The 14,794-nt window shown below is 60.7% G+C and carries 14 protein-coding genes; 6 read left to right on the forward strand and 8 right to left on the reverse strand.

Translation table 11 applies throughout. The features are described 5' to 3' along the window. Nucleotides 1-6: 6 nt before the first annotated feature. The 7 genes from ACNAOV_RS08320 to ACNAOV_RS08350 all read right to left on the reverse strand — a co-directional run bounded on the left by ACNAOV_RS08320 (nucleotide 7) and on the right by ACNAOV_RS08350 (nucleotide 4,388). Nucleotides 7-402 (reverse strand): Rv3654c family TadE-like protein, encoded by a 396-nt coding sequence (locus tag ACNAOV_RS08320; protein WP_416517319.1) that lies wholly within the window; start codon nucleotides 400-402, stop codon nucleotides 7-9. A 3-nt stretch (nucleotides 403-405) separates the two neighbouring features. Then, on the reverse strand, nucleotides 406-783 hold the full coding sequence (locus ACNAOV_RS08325; protein ID WP_416517320.1) for a TadE family type IV pilus minor pilin: 378 nt from the start codon (nucleotides 781-783) through the stop codon (nucleotides 406-408). Continuing rightward, complete coding sequence (locus tag ACNAOV_RS08330) at nucleotides 770-1,150, reverse strand: DUF4244 domain-containing protein (protein WP_416517321.1); 381 nt, start codon at nucleotides 1,148-1,150, stop codon at nucleotides 770-772. Before ACNAOV_RS08330 ends, ACNAOV_RS08325 begins: the two co-directional genes overlap by 14 nt. Nucleotides 1,151-1,336: 186 nt before the next feature. Further along, nucleotides 1,337-1,879 (reverse strand): pilus assembly protein, encoded by a 543-nt coding sequence (locus ACNAOV_RS08335; RefSeq protein WP_416517322.1) that lies wholly within the window; start codon nucleotides 1,877-1,879, stop codon nucleotides 1,337-1,339. Beyond that, entirely contained in the window at nucleotides 1,870-2,532 is a 663-nt protein-coding gene (locus ACNAOV_RS08340) for a pilus assembly protein (protein ID WP_416517323.1), read from the reverse strand. The genes ACNAOV_RS08335 and ACNAOV_RS08340 overlap by 10 nt, the downstream gene beginning before the upstream one ends. Nucleotides 2,533-2,544: 12 nt before the next feature. Beyond that, the gene (locus tag ACNAOV_RS08345; protein ID WP_416517324.1) at nucleotides 2,545-3,633 is read right to left on the reverse strand and encodes a CpaF family protein; all 1,089 of its coding nucleotides are present in this window, start codon (nucleotides 3,631-3,633) and stop codon (nucleotides 2,545-2,547) included. Further along, the gene (locus ACNAOV_RS08350; RefSeq protein ID WP_416517325.1) at nucleotides 3,630-4,388 is read right to left on the reverse strand and encodes a hypothetical protein; all 759 of its coding nucleotides are present in this window, start codon (nucleotides 4,386-4,388) and stop codon (nucleotides 3,630-3,632) included. Before ACNAOV_RS08350 ends, ACNAOV_RS08345 begins: the two co-directional genes overlap by 4 nt. A gap of 794 nt (nucleotides 4,389-5,182) precedes the next feature. Here ACNAOV_RS08350 and ACNAOV_RS08355 point away from each other — a divergent pair. The 5 genes from ACNAOV_RS08355 to ACNAOV_RS08375 all read left to right on the forward strand — a co-directional run bounded on the left by ACNAOV_RS08355 (nucleotide 5,183) and on the right by ACNAOV_RS08375 (nucleotide 12,684). Beyond that, nucleotides 5,183-7,429: an RNA degradosome polyphosphate kinase gene (locus tag ACNAOV_RS08355; RefSeq protein ID WP_154312916.1), complete on the forward strand. Its 2,247-nt coding sequence runs from the start codon at nucleotides 5,183-5,185 to the stop codon at nucleotides 7,427-7,429. A 61-nt stretch (nucleotides 7,430-7,490) separates the two neighbouring features. Next, nucleotides 7,491-8,570: an NUDIX hydrolase gene (locus ACNAOV_RS08360; RefSeq protein ID WP_416517326.1), complete on the forward strand. Its 1,080-nt coding sequence runs from the start codon at nucleotides 7,491-7,493 to the stop codon at nucleotides 8,568-8,570. Nucleotides 8,571-8,583: 13 nt separating this feature from the next. After that, a complete protein-coding gene (locus ACNAOV_RS08365) occupies nucleotides 8,584-9,279 on the forward strand; it encodes a thymidine phosphorylase (RefSeq protein ID WP_416518191.1) in 696 nt (231 codons plus the stop codon). 248 nt (nucleotides 9,280-9,527) lie between these two features. Further along, nucleotides 9,528-10,166 carry a uracil phosphoribosyltransferase gene (gene upp / locus ACNAOV_RS08370; RefSeq protein WP_015022561.1) on the forward strand — a complete coding sequence of 213 codons (639 nt, stop codon included), beginning with the start codon at nucleotides 9,528-9,530 and terminating at the stop codon, nucleotides 10,164-10,166. Nucleotides 10,167-10,608: 442 nt separating this feature from the next. Then, nucleotides 10,609-12,684 carry an FtsX-like permease family protein gene (locus ACNAOV_RS08375; RefSeq protein WP_416517327.1) on the forward strand — a complete coding sequence of 692 codons (2,076 nt, stop codon included), beginning with the start codon at nucleotides 10,609-10,611 and terminating at the stop codon, nucleotides 12,682-12,684. Here the strand turns inward: ACNAOV_RS08375 and ACNAOV_RS08380 are convergent. Then, the gene (locus ACNAOV_RS08380) at nucleotides 12,653-13,735 is read right to left on the reverse strand and encodes a glycerophosphodiester phosphodiesterase family protein (RefSeq protein ID WP_416517328.1); all 1,083 of its coding nucleotides are present in this window, start codon (nucleotides 13,733-13,735) and stop codon (nucleotides 12,653-12,655) included. The two genes, ACNAOV_RS08375 and ACNAOV_RS08380, sit on opposite strands and share 32 nt — an antisense overlap. Nucleotides 13,736-13,916: 181 nt before the next feature. Between ACNAOV_RS08380 and ACNAOV_RS08385 the strand changes: the two genes are divergently transcribed. After that, nucleotides 13,917-14,777, forward strand: coding sequence for an aldo/keto reductase (locus ACNAOV_RS08385; protein WP_416517329.1), 861 nt, complete (start codon nucleotides 13,917-13,919; stop codon nucleotides 14,775-14,777). The last annotated feature ends 17 nt before the right edge of the window (nucleotides 14,778-14,794 follow it).

A 14,794-nucleotide genomic window follows, 5' to 3' on the forward strand; every position in this document is an offset into this window, starting at 1 on the left:
CTCCTCTCATCCACAGGGCTCTGGACCTGCCCGGGCAGACTGGACCAAGCGGGACATCATCGGGACTCCGGTGTCTACTCCCACCGATACCCTCACGTCGCCTCCATCCACCTGACAATCCGTTAGGACACCACGGTTGAGACGGGCAACCCGGGAAGCCAGAGTACAGGGCTTCGTCTGTCCTTCGTCCAGGGCAGAAGCTGCGGCAAGAGCCGAAACATCGGCGCCGGTGCGTGCGCGTGTCCGGCAGATCATGAGATTGCCCAGTAGTGCTGCAAGAATCAGACCCAGGCTAACCAGAGCCATCAGCATGATGCCCAAAACCGTGCCGGAGCCCGGATCCGAACACCTTATCCATGAATCGGCACGCTCGACGCGCGTCTTTCCGACATGTCCGTGCATGACTCATTCCTCCAATATGGCCACGGCATCGCCATGAACCTGTGCAGGCAGCACGCCCATGGGGCCGGAAACCACTGGGCATGACACCCTGACTGCCGTCTGCCCCGCCGATGGACTCAACCTCACCTGGGCATGTGGACCGGCCATCCGGTGCACCAGCTCTTGGGAATCGCCCTCGCCTCGGGTGACGATCAGGTCTCTGGCAGCCGCGTTGGCCGCATCCTGACAGACCATGCCGATCCTGATCGTCTGAGTCAACGTCAGCAGTATGAGAGCCAGAACCATGACAGCGGGAAGAACGATGGCGAACTCGGCCGTTACAGTACCGTTGTCCGATCGCCACCGTCGTCTCCACTCGGACCGTCTCTCAGCCGACGGCACTGAGCGCCTTCTTAACCAGCCCCATCAGCAAGGTGCGTGTGGAAGATGATTTGACAATGGCAAGGAGCACACCAGCCAGCGTGGCGGCCACCACCATGATCACGGCGTATTCAGCGGTGATGGCCCCCGATTCAGGCCTGGCCAGCACCACGCTCAGCCGCCCATGCAGGGCACGCACTCCTGCATCCATAGCCTGGCTGACGCGAACGTACAAAGCCGTCATGAACCGGTTGGAACGCTGCCTTATTCTTTGCAACCACCCGGATCCGGCACCTGCAGCAGGCCATGTCGCAGCCTGCACCAACTGACCTCCTGCCTGCCCGGTCTGCAGATGGAAGACCGTCGCAACTTCTTGTGAATATGTCATCGTTCTCACCTTTGCCTTTTCTTGTCTTCCCCGCCCCAGCGAATGGCCGTTCCCCAGGGAATCGGCATCCGGTACCTTTCACTGTGCCCGTTCCGGTCCGTCTCTGTCGCCTTGTCCGATACATGTGGACGAGCGAAGCTGAATCGTCAACCTGTGGACAACTGTGTCCGCGAGAGCTCCATACCCTCAGGACATCCCACCCGCAAAAGCCGCAATGCAGGGGATGACTCCGATCAGTACGAAGGCCGGCAGAATACACAGCCCTGTCGGCACCAGCAGCCTGACGGTGATCGTCGCCGCGACCCGGGCAAGCACGCTGCGGGCATGGCGATGCAGCTGGCGCATAGTCGTCTCGATACGTGCCAGGGGCGATGATCCCAAACGCCAGGAGGGCTCCAGACAGTCAGCCAGGACCTGCATGGACTGCCCGTAATCAGGATCGCCGATCGCTCCTGACCAGGACAGATCCCATCCGTTGCCCCGTCCGAGCAGATGAGCCACGCGAACCATTCGAAGCCCATAAGGTCCTGGCAGCAGGCCGCCAACCACACTCATGGCCCTGGGCAGTGAGGCTCCCTGACGAACAGCGACTCCCAACAAGGCCAGCACCAGGCTTAAGGACGGCGCAGAGATCTGCTTACCAACAAGTCGCTCACCCGAAACGTCGAACTCTATGAGCAGGAGGGCCAGTATACTCGACAGAGCGGCAATCAATGGTTTCAAATCCATAGGTCCTCCCTGCCCAGATTGTTCATCAGCAGATGTATCCAAACCAGACCGAGAACGTAGAAGACCGCTCCAAGGATCAGGCAGATGATTCCCGGGCCTGGGCTACATAGAAAGGCCAGCGGTCGCGCACCCATGAGCTCTCCCATGATGATTGTCAACGCCGGCAGGGTCGACAGGAGACGGATCGTGGCCTTGGGCACCGCAAAGGCCTTTTCTCGGGCCTCATCCAACGCTGCCCACCGCCTCTGCATAGCTGCAACGGTTCGCAGCCCATCCGAAGCCCGGCACCCCAGGATGGCGCTGAGCCCGTAGCAAGCCACGAGAGCCTGGGCCATAATCGTCAGAGTCGCCCCCCGTTCCTGGGGCAGGCATCGGCTCTCCAGCATGGCCATGACACGTTCCGGCGTGACCTCCCGAGTGGCGAACCGCCGCCCGGATGCCTCCTCGAAAGCCTCTACCAGACCACCCCCGTTGTCGACATATGCGAGCAGAGAAGTAATCAGCACCGCAAGACCGGGCCGATCTGACTGTGCGAGGGGCCTGACTGCCATGGTCTTCAGTCTTGCGGCTACGCCGCCTCTCAGCGAAAACACGGCCAGACAGGCAAGAGTCGTCATTATCGCAGCCACCCAGGCTGCAGTCTCGTCATTCATAATCCACCTCGACTACGGAGTGTTCGCCGAGTCGCTTGTCACAATGCCCCACCGCCTGGCAAACTTCGACCAAGCCGTTCCATAAGTAGCGGCCCCTCGGCCCTCCCAGGTACAAACAGCCTCTCCAACAAGCCGACCGTCGGCGGCCGTTGCCAGTCGGCCAATCTGTGCGATATGTCTATGGCCGCCGGAACGTTCCAGATGGACAACAACGTCAAACGCCCCTTTGGCCAGAGCCGCCAGTGCCTTCGGCTGCAGCCCCGCCAGCAAACCCAGAGTCGCCAGTCTGGTAGGGACGCGTTCCACGCTGTCGGCATGTAGTGTCGCCATGCCACCCTGATGACCAGAATTGAAAGCCCGCAGCAGATCAGCTATCTCCTCGCCCCGGCACTCGCCCAGGATGATTCGATCGGGCCGCATGCGCAGTGTGGCCTTGACCAGATCGACCAGCCCCACGCCCCCTGCCCCTTCAACGTTGGACTCTCTGACAGCCAGGGAAACCATATTCCTATGTCCGGCAATACGACCAAGCTCACGGACTTCCTCCACGATGACCAGCCGTTGCTCCTGTGGGCACATGCCAAGCAACGCCCGCAGAAGTGTGGTCTTGCCGGCACCCGTGCCACCAGTTACCAGAATGCTGGCCCGATTGACCACCAGCGCCCGGAGGATGAACAACCAGCTTGCGGGACACAGTCCGGCAGCAGCCAGCTCCTCCAGACCGGGCGGGTGCCTGTTGGGCAGTCTGATGGAAATGGCGGCACCCTCGGGAACGAGCGGAGCCAGCACGGCGTGGACTCTGATCCCCTCCCTGCTGGAAGCGTCGGCCATGGGACGAGCATCATCCAGGCGACGCCCCAACTGAGCGCATAACTGGACAGCGAAGTCCCTCACTGCCCGAGGGCCTGTGAACCCAGGCCGAAGCAGAACCTCCTCCATGCCCGAGCCCCGGTCGATCCAGACATCACCCCGGCCCGTCACTGCGATGTCAGTCACCGCAGGGTCGCTCACCAGCCCATCCAAATAGCCGAAAGTGGGCGGCTGAGCCAAATCGTCATCAAGGAATGAACCCCCAATGTTGTCCTCGCACCCCGTAATCATTTGACAGCCTCAGACCAGGTCAATCCGCGAGAAGAAACCCGCTCTTCTTTTCTTTCGCCGACAACGACCATCCCCACGATCCGCTCCACCAGGGGTTGAAGGGCCCGGGCGTAAGTGCGTGGCACTCGTTCCAGGCCACGCCCATCCAGGACGGATGCCGACAGTTTCGTCTGTGGCTTGAGAACCACGTCCAACGATCGGCCCAGAAACTCCTCCGCTTGCTCCGGGTCGACACCATGACTGACACGGTGCTGAGTGGGCATCATTCCAATCAAAGCCATGGGGGGCCTACATGAAATCAATGGACTGTCTTGAGCTCGATCACCATCATCCCTGCGGCCGTTCAGGGCATGGAGAAGCGCCTTCGCCCGCGCAAGGCCCAGCACAGTCATGTCCACCATCAACAGCGAGGGCAGACCCTTCAGTGAGCGCAGATTACCCAGATGCCTGCCTCGACCGGCATCGATTAGCAACAGATCAGCCAATCCAGCCATTGCACTGACGGCTGCGTCCACGTCCCACCAGCCCTGTGGCGGGGCGGTCCAAGGATCATTGCTGAGCAGCGGAATGCCATCCCAGACCGGCAGCTCTTCACCGAGGGCCTGAGGATCCACCCGACCCAGGGGAGCGCGAATCCTTCCCAGCCGCATGCCAGGCGCCCCCTCGATGCCGACCAAGACATCCATCCCTCCGCCATCCAGGTCCAGATCCACCAGAGCACATGACAGAGCCATGTCCCGAAGCTGTTTTGCCATCAGGGCCGTCATGGTAGTCAGCCCAATCCCTCCGGAAGCCGAGAGAAAGACCAAACCGGCCACAGCGGACTCATATTTAGGTTCTGATGCACTCCGCCCGATGCCGGCATCTTCGCCCGCCATCCTCCCCGGTCGAGGCTCCGGAGATAACCCGACTGAACTAAAGGAGTGAGGTGTCAATTCGGGCTCCCGCCCTTTCATGCCACCTTTTATCTTCGACGGCAGTCTGCCTATGCTCATTCCAGTCATGGCTACCAGTACATCCGCGCCCCGGCATCAGCACCAGTCCCCGGAGCTGATGTGGTCGGATGACCCTTTGTATCCACACCGCTTCGCCCTACCTATGCACAAATGCATCAACACCACGACACGCCTCGAATTGCAGCGTTTTTAAACCTCTGTCCATGAAAGGACACAGATAATCACATGGAAGCAACAGATTCCTTCAAACCTGGCGTATTCGACCTGCCACAATGCACGCAATCGCACAAAAAACCAAGCCGGGAACCTCCTCCGCTCAAACACGATCAGCATGCTTGCCGTCGGCCTCAAAACTGGCATAATAGCTTATACAAGGACGGTTCAAGAGCACGGAAGCCCACAAAGTGTATGGCCACCAGGACCGATACGTTGGACGGGTGTATAAGACTTGACCGTTGCAACGATGATGTTGTGCAGAGATTCCATCTGGACCGACCTTGTGGGAACGGCCTCCTGCGGGGGGCCGTTCCTATTTATCCACAAGCTTTATCAACGATTGCAGAGGACGGCACCTGCGAATAAAGTGCTATGGTATGGTTCAGAAATTTGACGCACCCTCCAAGGCCTTGCTACGCAGCCAGATCGCGGAGCATATTGCCGAGACCGACGGCCAGGCACGGCATGTATCCAGGCACTCGGATCATCCGGTCTCGCCCTTGCCTGAGGACCGCTATTTCGACCGGGAACTGAGCTGGCTCAAGTTCAACAAACGCGTGCTTGAACTGGCCGAAGACGAGAGCGTGCCCCTGTTGGAGCGTGCCAACTTCGCCGCCATCTTCGCCAGCAATCTCGATGAGTTCTTCATGGTTCGCGTGGCTGGTCTGAAGCGTCGCGTAGACACCGGCATCGCTGTGACAGCTGCCAGCGGGATGAGCCCTCGCCAGCAACTGAGAGCCATCTCCGAGCAGGCGCACAAGCTTCAGGACGAGCATGCCCACTACGTCATCAACCACATCCTGCCGGATCTGGCCGCCGAAAGCATCATCCTGCTGAGCTGGACACAACTGAGCAGCCAGGAGCAGGAACGGCTCACCAACTTCTTCCGCAACCAGGTCTTCCCAGTCCTGACCCCGCTGGCCGTCGACCCGGCTCACCCCTTCCCCTATATCTCAGGCAACTCACTGAATCTGGCGGTCCTGGTGGAGAACCCGACCTCGGGCAAGACCCACTTCGCCCGCGTCAAGATTCCTGACAACCTCTCCCGTCTGGTTCCTGTGGACGATTTGACCGACGAGGAGGGCCGGGAGGAGCGCTACGGGTTCATCACCATGGAGAATCTGATCATCGCCCACCTGGAATACCTCTTCCCAGGCATGATCATCAAGGAGGCCCGCTCCTTCCGTGTCACCCGCAACGAGGATATTGATGTCGAGGAGGACGATGCCGAAAATCTGCTCAACGCCATGGAAAAGGAGCTGCTGCAGCGGCGGTTCGGACCGCCCATCCGCTTGGAGATTTCCGATTCCGCCTCTCCCTTCCTCTCCCAACTGCTGGCCAGCAAGCTCCGGGTCAACCAGGAGGAGGTCTATCGGCTGCCTGCCCCCTTGGACTGCACGGTCCTGTTCGAGCTGCAGTCCATCGACCGGGCCGACCTCAAGTTTCGCCCCTTCATTCCCACCACCAACCGGCAGATAGCCGAGGTGGAATCCAGCCAAGCCCAGGACATCTTCGCCGCCATCCGCGAGCATGACATCCTCCTTCACCACCCCTATGACTCCTTCTCCACTTCGGTCCAGGCCTTCCTGGAACAGGCGGCGGCCGATCCGCGAGTGCTGGCCATCAAACAGACCCTCTACCGAACCTCGGGCAACTCGCCCATCATCAATGCTCTGGTGGATGCCGCACACGCCGGCAAGCAGGTTCTGGCTCTGGTCGAGATCAAGGCCCGGTTTGATGAGGAGGCCAACATCGCCTGGGCTCGTCAGCTTGAACGGGCTGGCGTCCATGTGGTCTACGGGATTGTGGGGCTCAAGACCCACTGCAAGCTCTCCCTGGTGGTCCGTCAGGAGCAGGACGGCCTGCGGCGTTACTGCCACGTGGGCACCGGCAACTACAACCCCAAGACCGCCCGCCAGTATACCGACCTGGGTCTGCTGACCTGCGACCCAGTGGTGGGACAGGACCTGACACGGCTCTTCAACCAGCTATCAGGCTATGCGCCCAAGTCTTCCTTCCACCGCCTGCTGGTAGCCCCGCGCACGGTTCGCTCCGGGCTTCTGCAGCGGATTGCCCGTGAGGAAGAGACCGCCCTGAACGGCAAGCCTGCATGGATACGAATCAAGGTCAACTCCTTGGTGGATGAAAAAATCATTGATGCCCTCTACCGGGCCAGCCAGGCCGGGGTCCGCATTGACATCGTGGAGCGCGGCATCTGCGCCCTGAAGCCAGGTGTGCCCGGGCTGAGCGAAAATATCCGAGTCCACTCCATCCTGGGGCGGTTCCTGGAACACAGCCGTATCTTCGCCTTCGCCAACTCACAGGGTCCCCAGATCGGCGAGGGCCCCCTGGCCGGGCCGGAGGTCTGGATAGGTTCTGCTGACCTGATGCACCGCAACCTGGACCGCCGTGTGGAGGCGCTGGTCCGGATCACTGCGCCCGAGCAGGTGCAGGGACTGATCGACTACGTGGATTTGCAGATGGCTGACACCACCAGCTCCTGGCACATGCAGCCCGATGGCACCTACGTTCGTCACAGCCGCGATGATCAGGGTCGGCCTCTGGTCGACTCGCAGGAGTACCTGATCGACCGTCACACCCGAACACCCAGGGCCAGGCGATAATGATGCGCCTCCAGGCCGGCGAGTCCGCTGCCGGGGCGGACGATCGGGATGGCATTCGGCCATGAGCAGGACGGTCGAGGCAGCGGGAGCCATCCTTTACCGGTGGCGTACTAGCTTCCAGGGATGGATGAAATTCAGCGACGACGGCCGGGCAGCCCCAGGAGCCGACCCACGCTCCGACCTCGATGACCTGGAGCTCTGTTTGGTGCATCGTCCCAAGTACGACGACTGGAGCTGGCCAAAGGGCAAGCTGGAGAACCGTGAGACCCACATGCGGGCGGCCGTGCGCGAGGTTGGCGAGGAAACAGGCTGTCTTGTCCGCCTTGGGCCCTACCTAGGGGATGCCGAATATCCGCTGAACAACGAGGGCCGACGCCGGGGCGGCAAAGGCGGCAGGCTCAAGCATATCTGCTACTGGATGGCTACGCAGACTGATTCGGAACACGCCGCCGGTCAGAGCACACTGCTGGGACCCATCCACCGGCCTGATTCCAGGGAAGTCGACCAGATACGATGGGTAGGAGCCTCTGAAGCCCGCAAACTATTGACCCATCCAAGCGACAGAACCATACTGGATGCCTTCGTGGATCGGGTAGAGCAGGGTGGCATCCGGGCTCGTCAGCTGATCATCGTCCGCCACGGCAAGGCTGTGGCCCGGAAGGAGTGGACAGGCAAGGACGCGGATCGTCCTCTGACCCCCAGGGGTGCTGGCACCTCCTACGCGCTGGCTCGGGAGCTAGCCTGCTTCGCGCCCGACCGTCTCCTGTCCTCCCCTTGGATCCGCTGTGTGCAGACGTTGCGACCCTACGCCGATGAGGTAGGCCTGCCTATGGAGATGGTGGCCTGCCTGACGGAGTCCTCCTACCACCGACGCCCAGACCAGGCCCACACCTGGCTGGACGGGCAGATGGCCGACCTGCTGACAGGTAACAGAACCATCATGATCTGCATGCATCGCCCTGTCCTGGGAGGAGTCTTCGAGAAGCTGCGCGGGCTATGCTCCAGCGGATCGTTGTCCAAACGGCTGCCCGATGACTCCCCCTTCATGCCCACCGGCAACGCCGTCGTCCTCAGTCTGACCGGCGACCCCAATCATCCGACCATCATCGACATACAGAAGGTGACTCCCATTGTCTACTGACAGCAACTCCAGAATCGGTTCATCCTCAATCCGCTCCTCCCGCACGGGATTCATAGCCTCCGGCACCGGAGCATCGCGTCCTTCACGCCCTGGCCAGCTGGATCCGGCCATCGCCGACCAGTTCTCCGGAGGTATGGACCCGCAGCAGATCAGCGAGATGAGCCATGTGTCAGCAGCCTCCCTGCTGGACCGAGTCCACCACAGCGCCGACCCGGCCATCGTCAAACGAGTCCTGACCCTGGTCGACCGCGAGGGCGTGGATATAGTGGCCGAGCTCTGGAGCGACAGTGACCCCGACTCTCTGCCTGGCATTCTTTGGCGGCTCTACATGCTTCGCAGCTGGATGCGTAAGGACGCTGATGGAATCAGCCGCCTGTGGCGGCTGGGCGAACCCACTGACACCGCTGCATCAGCCATCGCCGGCGTGGATCAGGCCCCGGAGGCCGACGACATCATCCGAACCGCCGATTCCATCCTCTCAGGAGCTTTCACCGGCGACTTCGCCATAGCTCTGGAACGGGCCGGAGCATTCTGCGACGTTATCGCCCGCGGCATCAAGACCACCATCCGGGACGCCCAGAGCCGACAGCTGGACGGTCAGGAGGCCAAGGAGGTCGACGCTGCACAGCGCACCGTCAACTCCCTCAATCAGACGGCCCGCGACTTCATGCGTGGCGCCTCACTCTGGCGACGGGGACGACTGGAGTAGAACCCGCCACCCTTTCAAGCCGGAAGCGTAAGCGCGTCGTGAGCACAGATCAGACTCCGGCATGCCCTACAATGGGGACTGCGTCGGACCATGGCTAAGCCCCGGGCTCCGTTTGTTGCCGCTGCGAGCGGCGTTTGCGCCGACAGGCGCTTGCATGGTTCGGCGTTTTCATTTTCATTCCCAAATCGCAGGCAGCATGGCTTGCCGGTCGCTACCAGAAGCCGACCCGCTGAGCTACGCTGAGAGGTATGGAACTTCACGTACTGGAACACCCGCTGATCGAGCACAAGCTGACCGTACTGCGGGACAAAAACACCCCTTCCAACACCTTCCGCGAGCTGATCAGCGAACTGGTCATGCTGGAGGCCTACGAGGCCACCCGCAATCTGGACATCGAGGACCACCCCATCGAGACCCCAGTCGCTCCCATGGTGGGCAAAAAGCTCTGCTCCCCCCGCCCCATGGTGGTTCCCATTCTGCGCGCCGGACTGGGCATGCTTGACGGCATGACCCGGCTGCTGCCCACCGCCGAGGTCGGATTCCTTGGTCTCAAACGCGACGAGAACACCCTGGACATCATCACCTACGCCAACCGCCTGCCAGAGGACCTCTCCGGACGTCAATGCTTCCTGCTGGATCCCATGCTGGCCACCGGCGGCACCCTGATCGCCGCCACGAAATATCTGGCTGAGCGCGGAGCCAAGGACGTGACCTCCATCAACATTCTGGCCGCTCCCGAGGGCCTGAACCGCCTCAAGGAGGAGATGGACCCCTCCATCAACCTCAAGGTGGTGGTCTGCGCAGTCGATCAGAAACTGAACGAGCACGCCTATATCGTGCCTGGTCTGGGCGATGCGGGCGACCGCCTTTACGGCGTCATCGACTAATCCGACGAACTGACGGGGCACGAACCCCATACCTGACTAGGACCCGAACCCACACGATTCGGGTCCTTTTTTCAACGGTGTTTGATGGCCGTCTCGGCGGATGCCGTGCAAGATGGACTAGGCTTCCCTCCCCTACCCCGTCAGCGAGGATAGGTTCGCTATGAAGTCGTCTCTATAGAAACTGCCGGCTCTGCAATGCCATGGAGCTTAGCGAACCAGTCATCATGTCTGTAATCCTCCCGACCTCTATTCTCAACCGTCTATCCCTCGACTTCCACCCTCTCACTCTCTGTCCTCTTGCCCACCTCTCGCACAAGAGTGCCTAATCGCTGATCGCCACCCCGGTTCTCCCCCTGGTCTGACCCTGAAAACACCCTGAGTGGGCCTTCACCCGGTGTTGCAATAAGAACAGCAGCATTCAAGGGCGAGAAAGGAGCACACCATGGAGGGCAAGTCCCTTTCCCTAGGTGGATCAATCACAGGAACCGGTGCCTCAGGACCGGTGGGCGGGGGCAGCTCGCAAACGGCAGGTCGAACCAAGACACGCACTCCTGGCCTGGCCTCCCTGGTGCGATCCTTTCTGCATGAGCATCGGTCCTCCTATACGGTCATGGTCCTGGCGGTCATGGCCGCTTCGGTCCTTACCAGCGCCTGGGCCCAGGTAGCCATTGCCGCTCGGAAGGGCGACGGAATACCGGATACGCGCGCAATGAATTCCTACGACCGCGCTATGACCCTGTCCTTCCAAGACGGCGCTTCACAGATATCCATTGGGTACGCCTGCATATGCGGGTTCGTCTCCATCTTCCTGGTCATCACTTCCGTGGGGTTCCTGATCGAGCGCCGCCGTCGCGAGTATGCCATGATGCGGCTTTCAGGTGCCTCTCCCAGGATCGTGAGATTCATCTCCCTACTGGAATTCATGATTCCGGTAGGTTTGGCCGCCCTCTTGGGCAGTTTGGCGGGATGCCTGCTGGTGCCAGCATTCGCTAGGTCCCTGATCAACTCAGGCCTCGAAGCGTTGGAAATGACCGCGCATCCCCACCCCGTGGGAATTATCTTCACTTTCGCGGGGATACTCCTGGCAGGTCTCTTAGGAACCTGGTTCGCCGCCAGGAGGATTACCGCGATCTCTCCCATAGAGGCCCTACAGGACACCGAGAACCGATCGGGGACCAAGTCAATCGGCCCTCTTCGCCTGATAATCGCCCTGGCTGGCCTGGCTGGAGGACTGGCCATGGTCTATCACCGATTCAACGGCATGGACATTGAAATCCAGATCATTGCCTCGACCGGCTGTCTGCTCGTTATCATCGGTGCCCTGGCCCCTGTCCTGGTTCCAGCCTGCGCCAACCTGATCGGCTTCCCCTTCCAACTGGCCTTCCGAGGCGCCGGTCTTCTAGCACGTCAAAGGGCGCGGAAGGAAAACCGGAGCTCCACCGCCGTAGCAGTGCCGATCATACTGATGCTGGTCATCGTAACCGGATTTATAGCCCTGGGACGATCCGGCTGGGCACAAGAAGCCATAAGCCGGTATAAGCCGGTCGCTGCCGAAACCATGATCAACGCAGAGACCAATGATCCAAGAGACCTGGATCGCCGACTTCGGTCCATTGCAGACATCGAATCCGCAGTCACCTATAGCGAGGGATCCTGGACAACTGCGGACAAGGAAGATAATGGCGGCAACAACGAACCTTCCGTCATGGCTATGCACGTCAACAAAGCAGGCAAGAACGTCAATACAATTAGCCCAATCTTCATCAAGGGCTCCGCTGCTGACCTGGGGCCGGGCAAGATAGCCGTTATAGCAAATGGCCGCACCCAGGAGAAAAACCCTATTGGTCGCAAGCTGACTCTGATCGACAGGTACGACAAAGGCCATACGCTGACCATCACCGCCGTAGTCGATATGACCCCGACAGGGCAGACGGGCGAATACCTGATGACAGATACAGACCTGTCGCAACTGGCGCCCTACAACAGTGGATCGACCACCCTGGCCAGGACCGCCCCAGGAGTTCAGACGGACAATCTGATCAGTCAACTCAATGCTTCATGGGACAGGAAGGGCATCAAGGCCTGCACCAAGAAGGAGTACATTCGTTCCAGCATCCAAAGGTCACAGAAAGTGCAACGGGCCATGCCCCAGATAGCGAACGGGGCCATCGTCCTGACGGCCATATTCCTGATCCAGGCATGCGCCATCGCAGTCAATGAACGCCGCCAGGAGAACAGAAGGATGCAGGCTGCCGGTGTTTCACGTGGAACATTGATCTGCTCCTCGATTTGGGAGTCAGTAATCGATGCCCTTTCGGCCATCCTTCTTTCAGCCCTGGCCATGGCGGGGGTGCTTGCCGTCATCTTCCACCAGTTGTCCGGCCAGATAGACATGAGCGTTGTGCCTCTCCCCTACGGCTACTTCCTGACCATGGCACTCTGGGCAATAGGCCTGGCCGCTGCAGCCTCCGGGCTGTATAGCTGGTTCAGCTCTCGGGCAGATACGACTCGAAGATGATCCCGTCGAAGTCAGGGCTGGCCGCCTTTTCCGCACGCTCGGAACGAACCGTCCAGGCGATGGGCGTTCCACCCAGGAACCGATAGAGACGCATGGGCAGCGAATGCCCGCTGTGCCACTCGCAGGCCACAAAGTCCGGCCGCCCCAGCCAATTGAAGAGGAGGGACCCGGCCATCCAGCGCACAGCCGAGGAACAGGTGTCCACCCGGCCGTGGTAAGGGGCGACCAGTTGTCCCCTGGTGACACCTGGGTGGTGAATCCGATACCAGGCAAGGGCCAGGACGTTGAATGATTCCATCACATAAGGGCCCTGGTACCTGGACAGGAGGGCATCGGTCCGACGCATAAGCTCCCGATCCAAGCGCCTGTCCATCTTGATCTCGACGACCAGGGGCACCCGGCCATCCACCAGAGCGAGCACCTCGGACAGAAGAGGCACATGCTGCACCTCGGGATTGTTGAGGTCCCGGTCCTCGCCCTCCATTTCGGGACCACCATCGTGGTCGGCAGAGCCCGAAATCCCTTCCATGGACTCGAGAGCCTGAGCAGGGCTTGGGCACAGGGGAATCCTCCTCAACTGATCGTAGGTCAGGTCCGCCACTGCTCGATTGACGTCAGCCACCCGCCGCAAATCTCCATCATGGATGACCACCACCTGGCCATCCCGAGTGAGATGGACATCCAGCTCGATTCCATAGCCGGCCTTGCAGGCCGCCTCAAAGGCAGCCAGCGAATTTTCGGGCGCCACCACCCGACGGGGGTTGGCCGGAGCCGAGGCGTGCTTGCCCAAGGGCCTGTCGGACGCAACCTTCAGGCAGTCATGAATACGGTGCAGGTAGGCGGCCTGTCCAGGATTGGGATTGGTCGTCTCCATCCCCGAGCCAGCATCATGCAGACCCCTATGGGCATATGGATGCAGCGACAGGCCTATAGGCTTTCTTCGGCCCGCAACCACCGAAAGGCCAGGAGCCAGGGCCCAGCACCAGGCCCCCAAAAACCCGAATCCCAGCCCCAGTGCGACCTTGCCGGCCAATCGTGCTTTGGACCCCATCATCGCCTCCAGCCATCAGCTACTTCACTACCCACGCTAGCATCGCAGGAGCCCGGACGCGCTTTGCCGGCTTGACTTCAGGCTGCTTCAAGGCCTTATCCTTGAACAAGCAGATTAGAGAGGCATGCCCCGCCTTTAACCAACTCCGTCAAGCCATCTGCCAAGAAAGAAGCACAATACCATGCAGAATGATTCATCCACTGCCGTCCCGTCCGTCAAGCTCAACAACGGCGTCCTCATGCCCATGGAGGGCTTCGGCGTCTACCAGATCGCCGACCTGGACGAGTGCCGCCGCTCGGTTCTGGATGCCTTGGAGACCGGGTACCGAGCCATCGACACGGCCCAGGCCTATGGAAACGAGCAAGCCGTCGGAGATGCCCTGGCCCAGAGCGGCCTCGACCGCGACCAGGTCTTCCTGACCACCAAGGTCTGGATCACCAACTATGGATACGACAAGACCAAGGCCTCGGTCGAGGAGTCCATGAAGAAGCTAGGCACGGACCACCTGGACCTGGTCCTCCTCCACCAGCCCTTCAACGACTACTACGCAGCCTGGCACGCCCTTGAGGATCTCTATGACCAGGGTGTTCTGCGGGCCATCGGCGTCTCGAACTTCTATGCCGACCGCTATGTGGACCTGGTCAAGTTCAACAGAATCGTCCCGGCCGTCAACCAGCTGGAGACCCACGTCTTCCACCAGCGCCCCCAGGAACGCACCTACATGGACAAGTACGGCACCCGGATCGAATCCTGGGGACCCTTCGCCGAGGGCCGCCAGGGTATGTTCACCAACCCGACCCTGACCGAAATCGGACAAGCGCACGGCCGGACCGCAGCCCAGGTGGCCCTGCGCTTCCTGGTCCAGGACGGGGTCATCATCATCCCGAAGACCACCCACCGCGAGCGCATGCGCGAGAACCTCGACATCTGGGACTTCCAGCTCAGCGACCAGGAGATGGACCGGCTGCGTGCCATGGACACCGGCAAATCCGCTTTCATGAACCATGAGGATCCTGAAACCGTTGAGGACTTCGCCGGCTGATTCAGCATCAGAGAGTA

It is taken from the genome of Bifidobacterium asteroides (genome assembly GCF_048001765.1).
Lineage (GTDB): Bacteria > Actinomycetota > Actinomycetes > Actinomycetales > Bifidobacteriaceae > Bombiscardovia > Bombiscardovia asteroides_K.